This window comes from Halorubrum lipolyticum DSM 21995 (assembly GCF_000337375.1).
Lineage (GTDB): Archaea > Halobacteriota > Halobacteria > Halobacteriales > Haloferacaceae > Halorubrum > Halorubrum lipolyticum.
Genome location: NZ_AOJG01000008.1, coordinates 58,003 through 76,044, shown reverse-complemented (window position 1 = coordinate 76,044; position 18,042 = coordinate 58,003). Strand labels below are relative to the sequence as shown.

At 70.2% G+C, this 18,042-nt stretch carries 20 protein-coding genes; 6 read left to right on the top strand and 14 right to left on the bottom strand.

Going from position 1 to position 18,042, the window contains the following annotated elements; all coding sequences use genetic code 11:
- Positions 1-102: 102 nt before the first annotated feature.
- The 5 genes from C469_RS03200 to C469_RS03180 all read right to left on the bottom strand — a co-directional run bounded on the left by C469_RS03200 (position 103) and on the right by C469_RS03180 (position 3,779).
- Entirely contained in the window at positions 103-432 is a 330-nt protein-coding gene (locus tag C469_RS03200) for a CGCGG family putative rSAM-modified RiPP protein (RefSeq protein WP_008003826.1), read from the bottom strand.
- Between the two features lie 14 nt (positions 433-446).
- On the bottom strand, positions 447-1,205 hold the full coding sequence (locus tag C469_RS03195) for a helix-turn-helix domain-containing protein (protein WP_049910978.1): 759 nt from the start codon (positions 1,203-1,205) through the stop codon (positions 447-449).
- A complete protein-coding gene (locus tag C469_RS03190) occupies positions 1,184-1,447 on the bottom strand; it encodes a hypothetical protein (protein WP_049910976.1) in 264 nt (87 codons plus the stop codon). Before C469_RS03190 ends, C469_RS03195 begins: the two co-directional genes overlap by 22 nt.
- A 246-nt stretch (positions 1,448-1,693) precedes the next feature.
- Positions 1,694-2,473, bottom strand: a complete 780-nt coding sequence (locus C469_RS03185) for a helix-turn-helix domain-containing protein (RefSeq protein ID WP_008003821.1) — start codon at positions 2,471-2,473, stop codon at positions 1,694-1,696.
- Positions 2,474-2,750: 277 nt separating this feature from the next.
- Positions 2,751-3,779, bottom strand: a complete 1,029-nt coding sequence (locus tag C469_RS03180) for a phosphotransferase family protein (protein ID WP_008003820.1) — start codon at positions 3,777-3,779, stop codon at positions 2,751-2,753.
- A gap of 145 nt (positions 3,780-3,924) precedes the next feature.
- Here C469_RS03180 and C469_RS03175 point away from each other — a divergent pair, with 145 nt between their 5' ends.
- Together C469_RS03175 and C469_RS17120 are read left to right on the top strand one after the other, a co-directional pair.
- Entirely contained in the window at positions 3,925-6,030 is a 2,106-nt protein-coding gene (locus C469_RS03175) for a hypothetical protein (protein ID WP_008003819.1), read from the top strand.
- Positions 6,031-6,100: 70 nt separating this feature from the next.
- Entirely contained in the window at positions 6,101-6,250 is a 150-nt protein-coding gene (locus C469_RS17120) for a DUF7557 family protein (protein WP_008003818.1), read from the top strand.
- Positions 6,251-6,290: 40 nt separating this feature from the next.
- On the opposite strand, the gene C469_RS03170 is transcribed toward C469_RS17120, so the two are convergent.
- Positions 6,291-6,749, bottom strand: coding sequence for a DUF5799 family protein (locus C469_RS03170; protein WP_008003817.1), 459 nt, complete (start codon positions 6,747-6,749; stop codon positions 6,291-6,293).
- A 160-nt stretch (positions 6,750-6,909) separates the two neighbouring features.
- Here C469_RS03170 and C469_RS03165 point away from each other — a divergent pair, with 160 nt between their 5' ends.
- A complete protein-coding gene (locus C469_RS03165; protein ID WP_008003816.1) occupies positions 6,910-7,320 on the top strand; it encodes a halocyanin domain-containing protein in 411 nt (136 codons plus the stop codon).
- A gap of 9 nt (positions 7,321-7,329) precedes the next feature.
- Here C469_RS03165 and C469_RS03160 read toward each other — a convergent pair whose 3' ends face one another.
- Both C469_RS03160 and C469_RS03155 read right to left on the bottom strand, forming a co-directional pair.
- Positions 7,330-8,457: a mandelate racemase/muconate lactonizing enzyme family protein gene (locus tag C469_RS03160; protein ID WP_008003815.1), complete on the bottom strand. Its 1,128-nt coding sequence runs from the start codon at positions 8,455-8,457 to the stop codon at positions 7,330-7,332.
- Positions 8,458-8,461: 4 nt separating this feature from the next.
- Complete coding sequence (locus C469_RS03155; protein WP_008003814.1) at positions 8,462-9,391, bottom strand: 1,4-dihydroxy-2-naphthoate polyprenyltransferase; 930 nt, start codon at positions 9,389-9,391, stop codon at positions 8,462-8,464.
- A 112-nt stretch (positions 9,392-9,503) separates the two neighbouring features.
- On the opposite strand from C469_RS03155, the gene C469_RS03150 reads away from it, so the two are divergent.
- Positions 9,504-9,782: a DUF7111 family protein gene (locus tag C469_RS03150; protein ID WP_008003812.1), complete on the top strand. Its 279-nt coding sequence runs from the start codon at positions 9,504-9,506 to the stop codon at positions 9,780-9,782.
- 33 nt (positions 9,783-9,815) lie between these two features.
- Here the strand turns inward: C469_RS03150 and C469_RS03145 are convergent, their stop codons facing one another.
- The 3 genes from C469_RS03145 to C469_RS03135 form a co-directional block, all read right to left on the bottom strand.
- A complete protein-coding gene (locus C469_RS03145) occupies positions 9,816-10,970 on the bottom strand; it encodes a DUF63 family protein (RefSeq protein WP_008003811.1) in 1,155 nt (384 codons plus the stop codon).
- 73 nt (positions 10,971-11,043) lie between these two features.
- A complete protein-coding gene (locus C469_RS03140; RefSeq protein WP_008003809.1) occupies positions 11,044-11,493 on the bottom strand; it encodes an Lrp/AsnC family transcriptional regulator in 450 nt (149 codons plus the stop codon).
- Positions 11,494-11,670: 177 nt separating this feature from the next.
- A complete protein-coding gene (locus tag C469_RS03135) occupies positions 11,671-12,432 on the bottom strand; it encodes a 4-phosphopantoate--beta-alanine ligase (protein ID WP_008003807.1) in 762 nt (253 codons plus the stop codon).
- A 113-nt stretch (positions 12,433-12,545) separates the two neighbouring features.
- On the opposite strand from C469_RS03135, the gene C469_RS03130 reads away from it, so the two are divergent.
- Positions 12,546-12,782 (top strand): hypothetical protein, encoded by a 237-nt coding sequence (locus C469_RS03130; RefSeq protein ID WP_008003805.1) that lies wholly within the window; start codon positions 12,546-12,548, stop codon positions 12,780-12,782.
- Between the two features lie 565 nt (positions 12,783-13,347).
- On the opposite strand, the gene C469_RS03125 is transcribed toward C469_RS03130, so the two are convergent.
- Positions 13,348-15,048, bottom strand: coding sequence for an acyl-CoA mutase large subunit family protein (locus tag C469_RS03125; RefSeq protein WP_008003803.1), 1,701 nt, complete (start codon positions 15,046-15,048; stop codon positions 13,348-13,350).
- Positions 15,049-15,175: 127 nt separating this feature from the next.
- On the opposite strand from C469_RS03125, the gene C469_RS03120 reads away from it, so the two are divergent.
- Positions 15,176-15,541, top strand: a complete 366-nt coding sequence (locus C469_RS03120; protein ID WP_008003801.1) for a hypothetical protein — start codon at positions 15,176-15,178, stop codon at positions 15,539-15,541.
- A 22-nt stretch (positions 15,542-15,563) separates the two neighbouring features.
- Here the strand turns inward: C469_RS03120 and C469_RS03115 are convergent, their stop codons facing one another.
- Both C469_RS03115 and C469_RS03110 read right to left on the bottom strand, forming a co-directional pair.
- Positions 15,564-17,258 (bottom strand): potassium transporter TrkG, encoded by a 1,695-nt coding sequence (locus C469_RS03115; protein ID WP_008003799.1) that lies wholly within the window; start codon positions 17,256-17,258, stop codon positions 15,564-15,566.
- 1 nt (position 17,259) lies between these two features.
- Positions 17,260-17,943, bottom strand: coding sequence for a potassium channel family protein (locus tag C469_RS03110; protein ID WP_008003797.1), 684 nt, complete (start codon positions 17,941-17,943; stop codon positions 17,260-17,262).
- Between the last annotated feature and the right edge of the window lie 99 nt (positions 17,944-18,042).

Sequence of the window (18,042 nt, the reverse complement as noted above, 5' to 3'; positions counted from 1 at the left end):
GGGGAACGGGGAGACGCCACTGCTCGGAGTCTCGATGGCAGCCGGAATAAGCGTGGTGCAAGCGGTGTCCCTCCCGAAGCGACTCCGTCTCGGAAGCGCCGGTCAGACCACCTGCACCCGGGTGACGTGGCCGCCGCAGCCGCACCGCTCCACGTACTGGGGATCGAGGCCGCACTCGCCTTCGATCGCGTCGTAGAGGAACTCCTCGGGATGCCCCAGATCGCCGTGCGTGACCAGGTTGACGTGATTGCCCGCCGTCGTGTGGTCGATGGCGGCCAGCGCGTCGCGGACCGCCAACTCGGCGTCGTCCGCGTACCGCGGCTTCTCGAGGTTCGCCGACCAGGAGTTGTCGTGGACCTCGTCGGTGATCGGTTCGGCGGTCTCGTCGTGGTCGTCGGCGTCTGTGTTGATCCTAGGTGGTGTGTCGGTCATGGGCAGTACGTCGGTCACGGGCGGTGTCTCGGCGGGGTCGGCGTCGGTTCCGCCTCGGCCTCGGTGTCGTCGGCTTCGCTGTCGGTGTCGGCGGCGTCGGCTTCGCTGTCGCCGGTCCCGTCGACCGCCCCGTCCAGCGGCCGGTTCGGGAGGTCGTCGACGAACTCGCGCACCACGGTCCGCTCGACCCGCTGGAGCGTCTCGCTGCACGTCGACTTCGCGATCCCGACGTGGTCCGCAACCTCGGTCAGCGTGGACCGGCGCGGCACGTCGTAGTACCCGAGTTCGACGGCCGTGAGCAGGAGCTCCCGCTGGCGGTCCGTCAGCAGCCGCACCGGGTCGACGCGCTGCCGGACGCGTTCGACCTCGTAGTCGAGCCCCATCTCGTCGAATCGCTTCCCGAGCGCCGCGACGCGGTCGTGTTCGCCGGTGACGTCGACCTCCGCCACGCCGTTCCCGATGTCGAGCGGCATCTCGATCGGGAGCCCCGAGCGCTTCGCGGCGACTAACAGCAGCGGGGCGGTCGTCTCGATCCGGACGGTCGCGACCCCGTCTCCCCGCGCCATCACCGACACCTTCGCGAGCGCCTCGTGGGCTCGCATCGCCGCGATCACCGCGCCGACGTCGCGGGCGGTCAGCCGGAGCAGCGCGAAGCCGGCGCTCTCGTCGGGGACGGCGGTGAGCACGCGGAACCCGGCGTCCGGGAAGTCGCGGGACACGTCGGCTATCCACGGTCCGTCGGGCAGATCGACTAGGAGGCGTGCCTGTGGCATGGGTGATCAGCGAGTGCGGTCAGGGGTCGTCGGTGTGCGGCCAGTACGTCTCCGAGTCGGTCGGCTTCGCCGTGCGGGGCGTCACTCCACGCGGAGGCGCCCTTCATGCCGACCGCCTCGGGCGGCGTGCAGACGTGGGTGTCGGTCTCGACCTCCTCGGACGGGGACGCCTCCCCGCCGCTGCCGCCGACCACGGCGGTCGTCTGACCGAGCGGACGCCGGCCGAGTCTGCGTCGGGTCATGCGACTCGACGTAGGTGAGTAGGGGGAATACCTTCGGCGAGGATTCTCGGTCGACGGGGCGGTTCACCGAACTGTTCGGCTCGGAGTATATAAACGGCGATGCGCGCTCGTGCCCTGTTGCCCTCCACCGCGTCCGATCGCGTCCGCCGCGCTCGCGTCCGATCGCGACGTGTCGATCGTCGTCGCCGACGCGCTCGGTCTCGTGGTCGACCCTCCCGGATACCCGCCGGCGAACTGGTCGGAGGGTTAACTACCGTCCCCGAACGCCTGCGAGAAGAGCGTGTCCGTCACGGTCCGGAGGTGCTCCGAGACCGTGGACTTCGCGAGGTCGAGGTCAGCGGCGATCTCCTCGGCGGAGGCGCCGTCGCCGTCGAAGTATCCCCGCTCGGCCGCGACGGCCGCGACCTCCGCCTGTCGGTCCGTGACGCCGGCGAGATCGACCGGGACGACGTCGCGGCAGGAGCCGTCCGCCGCGCTCCGGCCCTCGCGGTCGACGCAGAGTCGGCGGAGTCTCACGTCGAGCCCGGCTGCCTCGCACTCGTCGACGATCGCCCGCAGCTCCTCGTGGCCCGTCAACACGAACGAGACGAGCAGCTCGCCGTCCTCCATCTCGGTCCGGCGCGGTGAGACCGGGAAGTTCGCGAACGCCGACGGGAGCCCGCCGCACGAGCAGCCCTCGCAGACGCCGTCTGCGGTGAGGTGTGAGGACGGCTCCGCGGCCGGCGACGGCGACGGGTCGGCGGACGCGTCGGACCCCACCTCGGCCTCCGGCGGGTCGAGCGCGACGCCGCCGTCCGTCGCGGGGCGGTCGCAGGCGATCTCGTAGCGGCCGTGCGCCTCCCCGGCGAACTCGACGAGGTCGAGGCCGCTCGGCGCGTCATCGGGCGGATCGGGAGCGACGAACTCGACGCGGGCGTCGTCCGCGTCGACCCGGAACTCCTCCACGGGAGTGCTCGACGAGAGCGCGGCCACGGGACAGCCCTCGCAGGCCGAGACGGCGAGTTCGACGTGGATCCCGTTAGTCATAGTCGCTCGTAGGGCCTCGACGGTGCATATAACGGTGCGGGGTTTCCAGCGCGGTGAAAACGCTCGTGTGGGCGCTGGCTCGGGGCGTCACACCGATTCCGAGGGCGACTGGCGACCACGTTGGCAAGAATCTGCGCGCGGTCGACGCCGACGTTCCAGACGTCGCGCTCGACGCGGTCGACGCGCTGGAGCGAGGCGAGCGCCTGCTCGGCCCCGACGACCGGACCGAACCGGTGAGGTGGCAGTTAACAAGACGGTTCGCCTTTTTAAAACCGGCTCAGACCGCGTCCAACCGCGCCCGTAGCTCCGCGTCCGCTCGGTCGACGAGCGCCTCCAGCGGCTCGTCGAGGTACGTCACCCACTGGTCGATGAAGCCCGACCGGCCGAGCATCCGGACGACCTCGTAGATCGGCCGCCGGTCGGCGAACCCCGCGGGGAGCCCGCCGGCGTGGTCGCGGTATCCCTTATAAATGGCGTCGGCGTACTGCTCCGGCCCCTCGGCGTCGAATCCGTTCAGGAGCTGGTCCGCCGCCCGGACGAGGTCGCGGGCCGGATCCCCGACGTGCGCCAGCTCCCAGTCGATGGGGACGATCCCCTCGGGGCCGGCGTCGACGCCCGGACCGGTGTCGTCGACCGCGCCGCCGTCGACTCCCGCGTCGCCGTCGTCGACCGCGAAGAGGTTCGGCTTCGCCACGTCGCCGTGGAGCAGCGCGGCCGGGGCGCCCTCCAGCCGGTCCCGGTTGGCTTCGACGCAGTCGAACACGGCGTCGTAGTGGTCCGCCAGCCGCTCCGAGGTACCGATCTCGCGGGTGCGCTCGATCGTTGCACGGAGCACGTCCGGCCACGGAGCCGGGGCGAGGTCCAGTCCGTCGCCACGGTCGCCCCCGCCGACGATCTCTCCGTGGGTCTCGAACCGCTCCGCGTGGAGGGCCGCGAGCGTCGCCCCGACGCGGCGGAGCAGCGCCTCCCGCTGCCCCTCCCCGGCCTCCTCCCAGACGCCGAGCAGCTCGCGGCCCGGCGCCGGCGCGGTGACGAGGTACGGAACGGGGGCGTCCGGGTCGGCGGCGAGCACCCGGGGTCCCGACACCGACCGCTCCGCGTCCAGGTATCGGAGAACGGCGCGTTCGCGCGCGATCCGGCTCCCGTCCCCCGCGTCGGCGACCTTACAGAACGCGCGTGCCCCGTCGGCGAAGGCGACGCCGACCGTCTCGTTGGCGCCGTTCCACGATGGGCCGACCCCGAACGTCCGGTCGACGGATCGTCCCGGAAACGCTTCGCTGAGCGCGGTCGCGACCCTCTCGTCCATGCGTGCGTGTCATACACACGGGATGTTAAGTCTGCTGTCACTCCTGTTAACACGGAGCGGTAGAAATCGGTTGTGATAGGCTCGGAGCGGCGAGTCTCAGGAGTGACCGACAACCTCATATCTGTTGTAGAGTTATCAGAAGACCGTGACTGACGACGCGATCGACGGTCGAGTCGGGTTCGAGACCGACGGGCGGACGCTGTGTATCCGCGACGCCTTAGAGGGCGAGGAGTTCCCGCTCCGCTTCGACCGGGAGCCGCAGCCCCAGCCGGCGCTGCACGAACTATTTCCGGTTCCCGTCGATCGAGCCGTCAGCTTCGAGGCCGAGTCGGTCTCGATCCCTTCCTACGCGTCCGTCATGCTCCGCGACGCCGACGGTGACCTCGTCGCGCGGCTCGACGATTCGATGGAGTTCCCCCGAGGGACGTACTTCCTCGACATCAACGGTGTGACGAAGGCGCTCGTTCGGATACCGGACGTCGCGATCTCCGCGACCGGGGCGGCTGACTTGGAGGCCGTCGATCTGACCTTCGACCGCCCGACCACCGTCACGGTCGGCGCGCGGTCGCTGCACACTCGCCCGGAGGCGACGATCACCGTTCCCGACGACCCCGCCGCGCTCGCCGAGGCGGTGTCGGTGTTCGGGTCGTCGATCAAGGAGTTCACTCCCGAGCGCTCGTGGCCGACGCTCCGCGGGTATCCGCCACGGATCCGCGTCGGAAACGAACTCGACGTCCCGAGTCCGCTCGTCGCTCCGGACACCGGCGTCGAGGTGGTCGTGCGCCCGACGTACGAAGACATCTACCGGCTCTCCACGCTCGCGTACTACCTCGGCGCCCGAGTGGTCGTCGGCGACGCGCCGGCGCTCCGACTCGACACCGGCTACGTCGAGACCCTCCCGTCAGAGGGTGTCGCGCTCGAGGACCGCGTCGAGGAGCTGCTCCGGACGTGGTTCTTCCTCGACACGCTGGCGCGGACGGAAGGGTACCACGAGTCCGACCGCTACGAGTACGAACAGGTGGGGCCGAAGCTCCCGTTTTACCCGCCGAACCTCACCGACCTGTCGATGAGCGAACGGCTGATGGAGTACCTGGAAGTCGATCCGAAAATCGTCGACCCCTACATGCCGGAGTGGCCGACCGAGGCGGTTCTCCGGCCGGTCCCCGAAGCCGCCGAGCTCCTTCCCCATCTCGCCCACGTCCTCGCCCCGATCCGGGTCCGGGGGTCGGCGGATCCGACGGCGGACGCCCCGGTCGCGCTCGCGACGTCGCCGTGGCTGGGCCCCGGCGAAGCCGACGTAGGTACCGGGGACGTTCCGGTACCGGACGAGAGCCCGATCCCGTCGGGCACAGCGGTTCTGATTCCGGACAGCTATGAGAACCGACTCACGGAAACGACGACGGCACGCGGCGACGTCCGAATCGTCGTCTTGGCCGATTCGGCGGAGCGCGCGGGCGAATTCCGTCGAGCGCTCTCCGATCCGGCGATCCCGGACGGGATCGACTCGTGGGAGGTGATCGGCGCTCCCGACGCGGACACCGTCACCGCGGTCCTCTCGGACCCGGAAGTCGATATCGCGTACTGCGGCCTCCCGGTCGAAGACGGCCGGGTCGCGGCCGCGAACGGCGCGGTTTCGGTGGCTGACCTCGGGGGGGCTCCGTCGCAGGTCGTGTTCGAAGGCGTTACCGAGACCGCGGTCGGGATCTCGGCGGTCGACAACGGCGGGCTCTCGTCGATTCTCGTCGAGAGCGCTCTCGATCCCGACCTGTTTCGGTCGCTGATCGGCCTCCTCTCTTCCGGGGTCCCGACGGCCGCGAGCATCGCCTTATCCGGAGTCGGGGACGCGGTCCGAACGCGGATCGTCGGCGATCCGGGCGTCGAAATCGCCTCTCATAATCAGCTGTTAATGCAGGTGGTTCGGGCTTGGTCGGAAAGCCCAGCGTCACACCGCATCGAGCGCGGCTCCGTGCTCTCGCTTTCGGCGCGGATCGGAACCGAACAAAAACAGTTGTTTGATGAGCAGCAACCGATAAACGAACTCTCCGGGAGACTGCGGGTCGACGGATCGCCGCTCGACTCATCGGAGCTCCTCGTCGCGCTCAATCAGGGCGACTCGGTCGTCCAGCTCAACGGGCGCCTCCTGTTGCCGGAGGACGTCGAGACGGAGGCCGACATCGCGCGGTTGGCTCGTCAACACCTCTCCGACGACGCCGAGTCGCAAGAGCGCGTGTACGAGCGTCGCTCCGAGTGAGGACGACGGTGGCGTGCGGGCCCGCCGTCAACGGCCGAATTTTATTTTTCCGGGCTCCGAACCATCGCGTATGCCTCAGATCCACCTCGACGAGGAGACGGTCGAGCGGCTGGACGCGCTCCGGCTCGACGACGAGGAGTACGACGAGATCGTCAGCGAGCTCATCAGCATCTACGAGGCCGAGGAGCTGACGCTGTTCCGCGGCAGCGACGCCGAATAAGCCGCCTCGGGGACCTCCGCCCCGCTCGGCGCTCGGTCCCTTACTCCTGGTACGCGACCCGCACCTGGTCCCACTTGCCGACCTCTTCGAGGTGCGCCTGCAGCTCGTCGGCGTACTGTTGGACGAGCCGCTCGGCCGCGTCGAGCTCCTCGTCGGAGGGGCCGTCGTCTCCGCCGCCGAGTCCGAGCGCGCCCTTGATCGAGTCGACGAGCCCGCCGCCGGACCCGCCGCTCCCGCCCGCGTCGCCGCCGGGTGCCCCGCCCATCGCCGCGACCTGCGACCGGACGTTCTCCAGCTCCGGCATGATCGCCGGGAGGCTTGAGGTGTCGGCGACGATCCGCGCGTCCTCCGGGTCGTCGGCGTCCTCGATCTCGAACTCGGTCGCGGTCATGATCAGCCCCCACTCCTGACTGGAGAACCGCGAGGCCGACACCCGGTCGGTGAACTGGTTGTCGACGGTCATGCGCTCGCCGACGATCGCGTCGGTCCATTCGCTCATACGCCCTCCTTTGGCGGTGGCGGTGAAATACCCTCCCCTCGTCCCGGTGGTCCGGTCGTCGTCGGTCCGCTCTCGTCCCGGTGGTCCGGTCGTCGTCGGTCCGCTCTCGTCACGCCGGTATTCGCGAGGGCATTTATATCGCCCACCGCGTCGATCCGGTATGACCGACCGAACGCGCCGAGAGGCGCTCGCGGGAGCGGGGGCCGTCGCCGCCGCCGCGCTCGCGGGCTGTGTCGACGCCGTCGTCCCGGGCGGCGACGAGGAAGGCGAGCCCGAGCCGACCGACCGGACGGGCGAGGAGCGGGTGACGGTCGCCGTCGGCGCCGACGCCGGGTTCGCCTTCGCGCCGGCGAACGTCGTGGTCGACCCCGGAACGACCGTCGTCTGGGAGTGGACGGGCGCGGGCGGCGCGCACAACGTGATCGACGAGGGCGGCGCCTTCGAGTCCGACCTCACCGGCGAGGAGGGCCACGTCTTCGAACACGCGTTCCCGGAGGCGGGCGTCTTCGAGTACGTCTGCACCCCGCACCAGACCCGGGGAATGGAGGGGCGGATCGAAGTCGCGGAGTGAGGGAACGACCTACGGGAGGCCGTCGAAAGCGCTCCCCGCGAGCCCGGGACCGCTCGGCACCGCCACCGCGCCGTCGGAGACCGGACAGGGGTCCGCCGCGAGGTCCGACTCGAGCAGCGAGCCGGTCGCGAGGCCGCAGGGGGCGACGTCCGGGACGGCGGCAGCGACGTGGACCGCGGCGGCGCGCGCGACGACCGCGTCGATCGTGGTGGTGACGACCGGCTCGACGCCGGCGGCTCGCGCGCGCGTCGCCGCCGCCAGCGCCCGGTCCGGCCCGCCGAGCGCCATCGGCTTCAGGACCACCGCGTCGGCCGCGCCGGCGTCGAGGACCGCGTCGAGCCCGCGGGCCGCGAGCGACTCATCGAGGGCGATCGGCACCGGGGGATCGGCGTCGGCACCGGTACCGGTCTTCGCGCTCCGGAGCGCGGCCGCCCCGGCGAGGTCGTCGGCCGGCAGCGGCTGTTCGAGGTACGCGAGGTCGAGCGGCGCGAGCCGCTCGACGGCCTCCCGAGCGGTCTCCCGGTCCCACGCGCCGTTGGCGTCGGCACGGAGGGCGACGCCGTCCCCGACCGCCCGTCGAACGGCTCGGAGGCGCTCGACGTCGGCGTCGAGGCTCCGCGCGCCGACCTTTATCTTTAAGCAGTCGAACCCCGCGCTCACGGCGCTCTCGGCCGCGGTGACCGCGGCTTCGGGGTCGCCGTCGCCGAGCGTCGCGTTGACGGGGACCGTCTCGGCGGGCGCCGGCAGGCCCTCGCCCCGAGCGAGCCGCGACGAGAGGGACCGGCCGGCGTCGCGGGCGGTCGCGTCCGCGAGCGCGAGCGCGAGGCCGTGGCGCGCGGCGGGCGTCTCCGCGGGATCGAGTCGGGAGAGCGCGTCGTCAGCGAGCGTCGCGTCGTCCGCGAGCGCCGCGTCGCCGCCGTCGCGTCCGGTCCGGACTCCCCGAAGCGCGGTCTCGCACGCCGACCGCGACTCGGTCCAACCGGGGAGCGGCGTCGCCTCGCCGAGGCCGGGGGCGGGAGCCGACTCGCCGTCGGCATCGGGGTCGACGGCGACGAGGAACCCCTCGCGCCGGTCGATGGCGCCGCGGGCGGTTTCGAGGGGGCTCGTCAGACCGAGCGAGAAGGGGCGGAGCCGCATCGGGTCAGACCGCGAGCCCGACGGCGAACGCGACCGCGTACGCCGCGAGGAGCTTCCCGGTCGATTCGAGCGCCGGATTCAGCGCGTCGCCGGCGGTCTCCGTCAGCACGGTTCGAGCCACGCCGGCCGCGAGCGGGAGGGTCGCGAGCGGGAGGAGCGCGGCGAGCCCGTCCCCCTCGGCGAGGAACCAGAAGGGCGTGAGGTACGCGAGCGCGAGCAGCGCGAGGTACTGGCCCCGCGAGAACCCGTAGCCGAACCGGACGGCGAGGGTGCGTTTGCCCGTCTGCGCGTCCTCCTCTAAGTCGCGGACGTTGTTGACGACGAGGATGTTCGTCGAGAGCGCGGCGACCGGGAGGCTCGCGACGACGGCCGCGAGGGTGACCGTCCCCTCGGGGAGCCACAGGGGGAACGCCTCGCCGGCGAGCGCGGCCGCCTGCACGTAGTAGGTGCCAGTGACGGCGATCACGCCGAAGAAGACGAACACGAACAGGTCGCCGAGCCCGTGGTAGCCGAGCGGGTAGGGACCTCCGGTGTACGCGATCCCGGCCGCGACCGAGGCGAGCCCGATAACGAGGATCGGGACGCCGCCCACGTAGACGAGGTAGGTTCCGACGAGGATCGCGGCGGCGAACGTCAGCCACATCGCCCGCTTCACCTCCGCGGGCTCGATGAGACCGCTGGCGACGACGCGGGTGAACCCCTCGCGGTCGTCGGTGTCCGCGCCCTGGATCGCGTCGTAGTAGTCGTTCGCGAAGTTGGTGCCGACCTGGATCAGCGCCGCGCCGACGAACGCCGCGAGCGCGGGCAGCGGGGCGAACGCCCCGTCTCGAACCGCGAGCCCGACGCCGACGATCACCGGTGCCGCCGCCGCGGGGAGCGTCTGCGGCCGCGCGGCGATCACCCACGCTCGCCGCCGCGACACGTCGATACTCATTGTCGTCGGTAGGGCGGTGTCGTCCCTTAACCTTACCATCCGGGCGAGCGGCGCCGGCGGGTCCGGCGGAACCGACCGACAGATACGACAGGGGTCGGGGCGTACCGTGCGCATGAGCGACACGACCGGAGACGAAGGGGCCCGGGTCACGGCGCGCTACGAGGAGACCGACGGCGAGCGGCGTCTCACCTTTTCGGCCGACGGAAGCGAGGTGACCGTGGCCCAGAACGTCGACGGCTACGCGATGTTAAAGGTCAGACGGGGCCGGAACGGCGACGAGCTCGAGCGGTACTACGGTTTCGACATGGCGCTCGACCACGCCGCCGAGCTGCTCGGCGTCGCCGTCGCCGACCTCCCGGTTCCGGACGCTGCGGCCGACATGGGGATGTGACCCCGTTCGCGGACGTGCCCCGACTCGTCGCCCTCAGATCCCGAACGTCGCGCGCAGCATGTCGCGGCTTCCGGGACCGAGCCCAACCGCGAGCACGGTGATGAGCAACAGCAGCGTGTAGCGCGGCGACTCGTCGAACAGCTCGCCGTTGAACACCCAGACGACGAACGTCGCCGCCGCGAGCTTCACCAGCAGGAACGGCCACGCGTCGCCGGTGACCGACACGATCGACTGCGGGAGCAGTCGCCCCGTCCAGTCGACGATCAGCGCGTTGACCACGTGTTTCGGGACGAGGTTCGCCGTTCCCGTCAGCGCGGGCATCCAGTTGAGCCCGATCACGTTGGCGACGCCGTCGATCGCGTGGCCCCAGATGATGACGATCCCCGCGACGCCCGTCCCCTGTCGGACCTCGGGCGCGTACGCGGTCGCGAGCTTCCACGTGACCGCGGTCGCCGCGGTCGCGATCCCCAGCGTCAACGCGAGGACGATCGGGTAGAACTGGACGTAGTCGGTCGCGGCCGAGAGGTACGAGAGGTAGCCGAACGCGAGCGCGAGCGCGACGGCGCCCATCGCGAACAGGGGGCGGGCGTAGTCGTCGACGACGCCCCGGTCGGCGAGCGAGTACGCCGCGATGACGCACGCGAGGGTGACGCCGAAGACGGTGAAGTAGATGAACGGGCTGATCAACAGCGCGCTCGCCGGGAACGGGATCAGCGGCTCCACGCCGGCCCGCATCGCGGCGACCCCGGAGTCCTCGACGGTGCGAAGCGCGCCGCCGAGCAGCATGAACGGGAACAGCGCGTAGAAGAAGCGCAGCTCGGTGCCGATATCCAGCCGGCGGAGGAGGAAGACCACGCCGATCAGCATCGCCAGCAGGATCACGACGTAGCTCACGGTCGAGACCGTGGTGTACCCCGGCTCTGCGACGACCCCACCCGCCTCGACGGCCGCCGTGCACGCCGACGAGCTCCCGAGCAGTTCGGTCCCGCCCGCGTCGCGGACGGCGCACTGCGCGCCCTGTCCGTCGGCCGCGACCGGCCCCCAGAAGTACCGCCAGAGGAATCGGTCGTACACGATCCGCGGGAAGACGGCCGATCCGACCGCGAGAATCACCGTGACGGCGCCGACCACCGCCGCCCACGCGCGCTCCGGCGACAGCCCGAACCGCTCTTCGACCCGTGTGTTCATGCTCTCCGTTGGGGCAGTCCCCGAATTGAGGGTTCCGGTCCCGCATCGTCGCGCCGCTCCGCGGTGCGGCCGTTCACACCGGCGGTCCGGCTCCCTCGTAGTCCGTCCCGAGGATGATCATCGTCTGCGACCGAGAGAACCCCTCCATCTCCGCGACGCGGTCGAACATCAGCTCGCGGAGGCTGTCGGTGTCCGCCGCGACGACCTTGAGCATCACGTCCCACTCGCCGGTGGTCAGGTGGATCTCGCGGACGCCGTCGATCTCCCGGAGCCGCTCTAAGGCGTCTTCCTCGCGCCCCTGTTCGACCCGGAGGCCGACGAAAGCGCTGACGCCGTAGCCGATCGCCTTCGGATCGATCGCCGCGTGGTACCCCTCGATGACCCCCGCCTCCTCCATGCGGTTTACCCGGTCGTGGACGGTCGCGCTGGACATGTCTATGCGGCGCGCGACCTCCGAGAACGGCGTCCGTGCGTCCTCCTGTAAGATCCGGAGGATCGATCGGTCCGTCTCGTCGAGTTCCATGCGTGCCATACGCTGTCAACGGACTTTGCACTTCCGACACGGACGATCCGAGATTCGTCAGCGAGCGGACGTGTCATCGGCCATCTCGGCGTCTGCGACCTCGTCGGTCCACCCCTCGACGCTCGACTCGTCGCCGACCGGCGTCCACTCGCCGGCCGAGACCTCGCAGTCCGGCGGCTACTCGTCGGGGGTCGCGAAGGAGCCCTCGCGGATGGCGGCCTCCGCGTCGGCGAGCGCCGCCGCGGCGTCGAACGACTCGATCGCGTCGCGACGCGCCCCGTGAGACGCGTCGGCGAGGTCCCGCGCGTGGGCCGTGACGTTCGGCACCGCTCGGATCAGGTTGTCGATGATCGGGACGTCGGCGGTGCGCGGCGACCGGCTGCCGGGGTTCAAGTCGATCACGATCTCCGTCTTCCCCATCGCGTCGAGCGCCTCGGCGCGGTCGCCGTCCTCCAGCGGGACGACGACCACGTCGGCCGCCTCGATCCCGTCGGCGTCGACCGTCCCGCGGGCGTGGTCCAGTCCGGGGATCTCGCCGTCGCCCGCGAGGCCCTTCACCCCGTCGGCGCCGTGCTCCCGGAGGTGGTCGGCGATCCGCCGGACGCGCTCGTCGGTGTGGTTGAACAGGTTCACCTCGATGTCGGCGTCGACCGCTGCCGCGAGTTCGACGACCTCCGCGGGCGCGAGCGCGGCGACGTTGCCGTTCACCGAGAGCACCGGGTGATCGGCGAGTAGGAGGGTGGCGGCCGCGGCGCGGGCGGCGCGGTCCGCGCTCGGGAGCGTCCGCTCGCCGAGGAGGTAGTCGAACGCCTCGCCGCGGCCCTGCGCGATGAGTCCCTGCTTCGAGGTGATCCCCTTCTCGACGCCCGCCTCGATCCGGTGGCGCGTCACGAGCGACGCGTAGCGCGGGTGGTCCTCGGGAATCTCCGTCTCCGTCATACCGCGACGTGGGAGACGCGCCGATTAAAGTGACCCGTTCGCGGCCGCCGCGTGTCTCGGTCATGCCAGCTCGCATAAACATTAACACGGGGCGTTGCGTAGCGACACACGTGATGGAACGGACTGGCAAGTACACCGTCGTGAGGGCGTGCAACGACCACGGAGCGATCACCCTCCGTGAATATCCACGCAACGGGACGCTGTATATCGTCGAGTACGACGACCCCGACGTGGAAGCCGAGCTGTCGTCGCTCGACGCCGGGTCGGTCGTCGAGCTCGACCTCCGACGGGCGGGCCGCCGAGGCAACGCGTGGTGCGCGGAGTCCGCCCGGCCGGTCGATCCGGCGTAACGCGCGCCGCGACGAGGTCACTCGGTCGGTCCGTCCGTTTCGTCGTCCCCGTTTTCTCGTTCGCCGCATTTCGAGGCCCGCTATCGCCGATACACTCCGACCTGCAGTGACACGATATTTAAATCGGTACGGACGACGGCGACAACGGTTCATAAATGAGCGGGCGGTGGCGCGTGCCTGTGAGCGCCCCTCGGGCGCGAACAGCACCGCGCGAGGGACGCGGTGAGCGCTCGAAGAGCGCGAACCGCGAGGCTGGGGAGGCGTGAGGCTGCGGAGCGGGGCGGGGTGGGACTCAAAGGGGCAGCCGGGAGGAGCCCGGAGGCGACGCAAGCACTGCAGGGAGCGAACAGAGTGAGCGACCGAAGCGCGCAGCGAGCGTACGGGCTCCTCCCGGCTGGGGCTTTGGCGGTGTTCACCGTCGATCCGGCGTCGATCACGTATGAGTAACCACGCGGCCGACCACCGCCATGTACGTCCACCTTCGATCAGGGGTCGGCCCGCATCGACTCGCTGTCCCGGATTAAAAATCGCCTGAAGAAACGAACTCCAACCGCACCCCGCTCGCTCAAGCCACCCCGATCCGCTCGCGGTAGGTCCCGTACTCGGCCTCGAAGACGGCCATGATCTCGCCCATCGTCGCGTACGCCTTCACGGCCGTCACGATCGCGGGCATCACGTTCTCGTCGGCGTCGATCGCCGCCTGCAAGTCGTCGAGCGCCGCCTCGACCGCGTCGTCGTCGCGGTCCGCCTTCACCGATTCGAGCCGGTCGAGCTGCCGCTCCCGAGTCGTCTCGTCGACGCGGAGCAGGTCGGTCTCCGGGTCCTCCTCGACCTGGTAGGCGTTGACGCCGACGACGGTCTCTTCGCCGGAATCGACCCGCTCCTGGTACTCGTAGGAGGCCTCCTGGATCTCGCGGTGGAAGTACCCCTGCTCGATCCCGCGGAGCACCCCGTCGCGGACGGAGCCGTCGCCCATGTCGCGGATCTCCTCGATGTACGCGGTCGCCTCCGCCTCGACCTCGTCGGTCAGCGCCTCCACCGCGAACGAGCCGCCGAGCGGGTCGACGATGTCGGCCGCGCCCGACTCCTCGGCGATGATCTGCTGCGTCCGCAGCGCGACCCGGACCGCCCGCTCGGAGGGCAGCGCCAGCGCCTCGTCGAAGGAGTTGGTGTGGAGGCTCTGGGTGCCGCCGAGCACGCCCGCCAGCGCCTGGAGCGTGACGCGGACGACGTTGTTGAGGGGTTGCTGGGCCGTCAGCGACTGCCCCGCGGTCTGCGTGTGGAACTTGAGCCGTTTCGACGCGTCGGCCTCCGCGTCGTACCACTCGCCCATGATCCGCGCGTAGATCCGGCGGGCCGCGCGGAACTTCGCCACCTCCTCGAAGATCGAGTTGTGCGAGTTGAAGAAGAAGGAGAGCTGCGGGGCGAACGCGTCGACGTCGAGCCCGCGGTCGAGGCAGTCCTCGACGTACGCGAAGCCGTCGGCGAGCGTGAAGGCGAGCTCCTGGACCGCCGTCGACCCCGCCTCGCGGATGTGGTACCCGGACACCGAGATGGGCTTGAACTTGGGGGTCTCTGCGACCGCGAACTCGATGGTGTCCGTCACCAGATCGAGGGAGGGCTCCGGGGGGATCACCCACTCCTTCTGCGCGATGAACTCCTTGAGCATGTCGTTTTGCAGGGTCCCCCGGAGCTCCTCGCGCGGGACCCCCTGCCGGTCCGCGATGGCGACGTACATCGCGTAGATCACCGGCGCGCTCGGGTTGATCGTGAAGGAGGTGGACACCTCGCCCACGTCGATCCCGTCGAAGAGCACCTCCATGTCGCGGAGCGTGTCCACGGCGACGCCCTCCTTCCCGACCTCGCCGAGCGACATGGGGTCGTCGGAGTCGAGCCCCATCAGCGACGGCATGTCGAAGGCGGTCGAGAGGCCGGTCTGCCCCTCGTCGATCAGGTAGTGGAAGCGCTCGTTCGTCTCCTCTGCCGTGCCGAAGCCGGCGAACTGCCGCATCGTCCACGTCCGCCCGCGGTACATCGTCGGGTAGACGCCGCGCGTGTAGGGCTCCTCGCCGGGGAAGCCGATGTCCTCGCCGTAGTCGAGGTCGGCCACGTCTGCGGGAGTATATAAACGATCGACCTCGTGGTTCGACACCGTCGCGAATCGGTCGTTCCGCTCGCCGTGTCGATCGAGGGTCGGATCGAGCGTCTCCGCCGCCCACTCCGCGTGGGCCTCGCGGATCTCGGAGAGCTCCTCGTCGTCGTACATGCCGTCAGCTACCCGCCGAACTCGTATAAATATTCATTATGTTTCGAACGGTGCGGGGCCGCGACCGCTTTCTCAGGGGGGAACCACCCGCAGACGTATTATATATCCGCGGAGTGAACGCGCACTCATGACCGACTCCTCGCGCACTCCCGAGCCCCCGGAGGGGCTGTCCGATCGAGTCGTTGCCGACCTGGAGGGCCTGTCGCCGAAGGAGCTCCGGAAATCGATCGTCTTCGCTCGGGAACTGCTCCACTCTCACGAGGCGACGGAGTTCCCGATCGACCCGGAGCCCGGCGACGACATCCTGCGCGTCACCGAACACGAGGGGTACACCGCGGTCGTGAAACAGCACGTCTGCGAGGAGGGCTGCGACGACTGTCCGCACGGACCGTACCTCTACCACGTCACCGAAGAGACCCTCCCCGACGGGACCCACGAGACCCACTGGTCGTTCATCGGTCGAGTGAACGCCGACGCCGAGAGCGACGACTGAGCGTAGGGCCCAGCCGCCGAGTTCACGGGTTCAGCCCCCGAATTCCGGCTCGGATGAACACGAGCACCGGAATGATCTCCAGCCGGCCGATCCACATGTTGAAGAGGAACATCGCCTCCGCCACCGGCGACATCGACGGCCCGGTGATCCCCGACGAGAGGCCGACGTTCCCCTGCGCGCTGGCGACCTCGAACAGCGCGTCGGCGTAGCCGAACTCCGGTCCGGCGACGTTGACGAGCACGAGGCTCCCGACGGCGAGCGCGACGAGCCACAGCAGCGTCACGATGGCGGCCTCGCCGAACTCGCGCTCCATCGTCTCGCGGTCCAGCGTGCGGTCGCCGATGCGCGCGGTGACGACGGCGTTACTCGGGAGGAACACGCGAGAGAACTGCCAGACGATGCCGCGAGCGACCGTGTACGCTCGGACGATCTTGATCCCGCCGACCGTGGACCCGGCGGCGCCGCCGAGCACCATCGCGACGACGACCAGCACCTTCGCGCCGGGGACCCAGCTCCCGATCGGCGCCGACTGGAAGCCGGTGGCTGTCATCGCGCTGACCCACTGGAACGTCGAGTCCCGGACCGCGTCGAGCCCCGTTCCGTCGAGGAACGGTACCGGGAACGAGAGGAACGACTCCGTCGCGAACGCGCCCGAGGTCACCGGAACGGACGCGACGTTCTGTATCGAGAGGACGGCGACTCCGGCCCCGAGCAGCGCGAACAGCCACCGGGTCTGGAGGTCCCCCGCCAGATCGCGGAGGCTCCGGTCCCGGAGCACGACGTAGTGAACGGGGAACGCGATCGCGCCGAGGACCATGATCGGTAACAGCGTGGCCTCGACGAGCGGCGAGTCGTACGTCGCGATCGAGTTGTCGGTGACGGAGAACCCGCCGGTCGTCAGGCCGGTCATGGCGTGGTTGAGCGCCTGCCACGCGGTCTCGCCCGTCGAGAGGGACGCAGCGTACGAGCTCTCGCTCGCGGAGATCGCGACGAACAGCATCGCGACCGACAGCAGCGTGTAGCCGACCACGAGCTTCCACACCGTCCGCACCGTCGAGACGACGCTCGGGTGGATCTTCCGCTCGCGGGCCTCGCTCCGGTAGAGCGCGTAGCTCCCGCTGCCGGGACGCGAGAGGATCGAGACGGTGAGGACGATGACGCCGACGCCGCCGACCCACTGGATGAACGACCGCCACCACTGCACCGTCCGCGGCAGCGACGGCTCGTGAACCGCCATCGTCAGGCCGCTCCCGGTCCAGCCGCTCATGCTCTCGAAGAAGGCGTGCAGCGGGTCGCGGAAGTAGGCGAGACTGGAGAGCGTCGTGGTCCCGCCGACCCCGATCGGCTCCCACGACGACGCGTCCGCGGCGGTCGGGACGAACGCGTCCATGACGGCGGGCGGCGTCAGCCACGCGGTGAGAAACAGCGGGAGCGCGCCGAAGACGGCGACCATCAGCCACCCGCCCGCGGCGATCACCATCCCGTGTTTCATCTTCGGCTCGGGGGCGTCGGCGAACCGCCGGTTCGCGAGGCCGCCGACGAGGGCCGTCACGCCGCCCGCGACGAGGAAGCCGAGCGCGGCGTGGAACTCGCGGAACCCGAGGGCGACGACCACGGAGACGGTCATCAGCCCCGCCTCCATCAGGAGGAGCGAGCCCACGTCCCGGGCGATCACGCCCAGATCGGACGGGAGTCGGCCGCCGTTCCGTTCGGCCATCTCAGTCGTGGTCCTCCGGGTGCCCGAACACGTCCGTCACCTCGGGGGTCACGCCGCTCCCGGAGTACACGGTGAGCAGGTCGCCCGCCTCGATGCGCGTGCTGCCCCGGGGCGTTATCGGGGTGTCTTCCCCCTCGCGTTCGACGGCGACGATCAGCGTCTGTCCGCCGATGAGGTCCGCCTCGTCCGCCTCGCGCAGCGTCTTCCCGGCGATCGGCGCGTCCGCTCCGACGGTGATCTCGAACACCTCCGCCTCCTCGCCGATGTGCATGAAGTCGACGACGGACGGGCGGCTCACCGCCCGGTAGAGGTACTCCGCGATCAGGCTCTGCGGGTTCTGCATCGTGTTGACGCCGATCTGCTCGAACACGTTCATGTGCTCGGGGTTGTGGACGACCGAGACGATGTTCGGGACTGACAGCTCCTGTGCCAGCAGACAGACCATGATGTTCGTCGCGTCCTGGTCCGTCGTCGAGATGAGGGCGTCGGCGCGGTCGGCACCGGCGTCGCGCAGCGTCTCCTTCGAGGTCGCGTCGTCGTTGATGACGAGGCAGTCGTACGCTCGCGACGCCCGCTCCGCTCGTTCCTCGTCGCGCTCGATGACGACGACCTCGTTGCCGCTCTCGGTCGCGAGCTTGACGAGCGGCGTCCCGATGTCGCCCACGCCCACGACGATCAGATACATGTGACAGGCGTTCAGAAGCGACCACCGAAAGCCTACCGCTCCGCGCCGAAACGCGGGAAGGGGGCGCCAGAAGCAACCGCCCTCGGCGACCCCCGATCG

Bases quoted from the DNA above. Each gene is read 5' to 3' on its own strand.
- C469_RS17120 (WP_008003818.1), top strand. From the start codon at position 6,101: ATGCCTCAGATCCACCTCGACGAGGAGACGGTCGAGCGGCTGGACGCG.
- C469_RS03195 (WP_049910978.1), bottom strand. From the start codon at position 1,205: ATGCCACAGGCACGCCTCCTAGTCGATCTGCCCGACGGACCGTGGATA.
- C469_RS03185 (WP_008003821.1), bottom strand. From the start codon at position 2,473: ATGACTAACGGGATCCACGTCGAACTCGCCGTCTCGGCCTGCGAGGGC.
- C469_RS03120 (WP_008003801.1), top strand. From the start codon at position 15,176: ATGACCGACTCCTCGCGCACTCCCGAGCCCCCGGAGGGGCTGTCCGAT.
- C469_RS03135 (WP_008003807.1), bottom strand. From the start codon at position 12,432: ATGACGGAGACGGAGATTCCCGAGGACCACCCGCGCTACGCGTCGCTC.
- C469_RS03150 (WP_008003812.1), top strand. From the start codon at position 9,504: ATGAGCGACACGACCGGAGACGAAGGGGCCCGGGTCACGGCGCGCTAC.
- C469_RS03115 (WP_008003799.1), bottom strand. From the start codon at position 17,258: ATGGCCGAACGGAACGGCGGCCGACTCCCGTCCGATCTGGGCGTGATC.
- C469_RS03110 (WP_008003797.1), bottom strand. From the start codon at position 17,943: ATGTATCTGATCGTCGTGGGCGTGGGCGACATCGGGACGCCGCTCGTC.
- C469_RS03180 (WP_008003820.1), bottom strand. From the start codon at position 3,779: ATGGACGAGAGGGTCGCGACCGCGCTCAGCGAAGCGTTTCCGGGACGA.
- C469_RS03170 (WP_008003817.1), bottom strand. From the start codon at position 6,749: ATGAGCGAATGGACCGACGCGATCGTCGGCGAGCGCATGACCGTCGAC.
- C469_RS03200 (WP_008003826.1), bottom strand. From the start codon at position 432: ATGACCGACACACCACCTAGGATCAACACAGACGCCGACGACCACGAC.
- C469_RS03140 (WP_008003809.1), bottom strand. From the start codon at position 11,493: ATGGAACTCGACGAGACGGACCGATCGATCCTCCGGATCTTACAGGAG.
- C469_RS03160 (WP_008003815.1), bottom strand. From the start codon at position 8,457: ATGCGGCTCCGCCCCTTCTCGCTCGGTCTGACGAGCCCCCTCGAAACC.
- C469_RS03130 (WP_008003805.1), top strand. From the start codon at position 12,546: ATGGAACGGACTGGCAAGTACACCGTCGTGAGGGCGTGCAACGACCAC.
- C469_RS03125 (WP_008003803.1), bottom strand. From the start codon at position 15,048: ATGTACGACGACGAGGAGCTCTCCGAGATCCGCGAGGCCCACGCGGAG.
- C469_RS03145 (WP_008003811.1), bottom strand. From the start codon at position 10,970: ATGAACACACGGGTCGAAGAGCGGTTCGGGCTGTCGCCGGAGCGCGCG.
- C469_RS03155 (WP_008003814.1), bottom strand. From the start codon at position 9,391: ATGAGTATCGACGTGTCGCGGCGGCGAGCGTGGGTGATCGCCGCGCGG.
- C469_RS03165 (WP_008003816.1), top strand. From the start codon at position 6,910: ATGACCGACCGAACGCGCCGAGAGGCGCTCGCGGGAGCGGGGGCCGTC.
- C469_RS03190 (WP_049910976.1), bottom strand. From the start codon at position 1,447: ATGACCCGACGCAGACTCGGCCGGCGTCCGCTCGGTCAGACGACCGCC.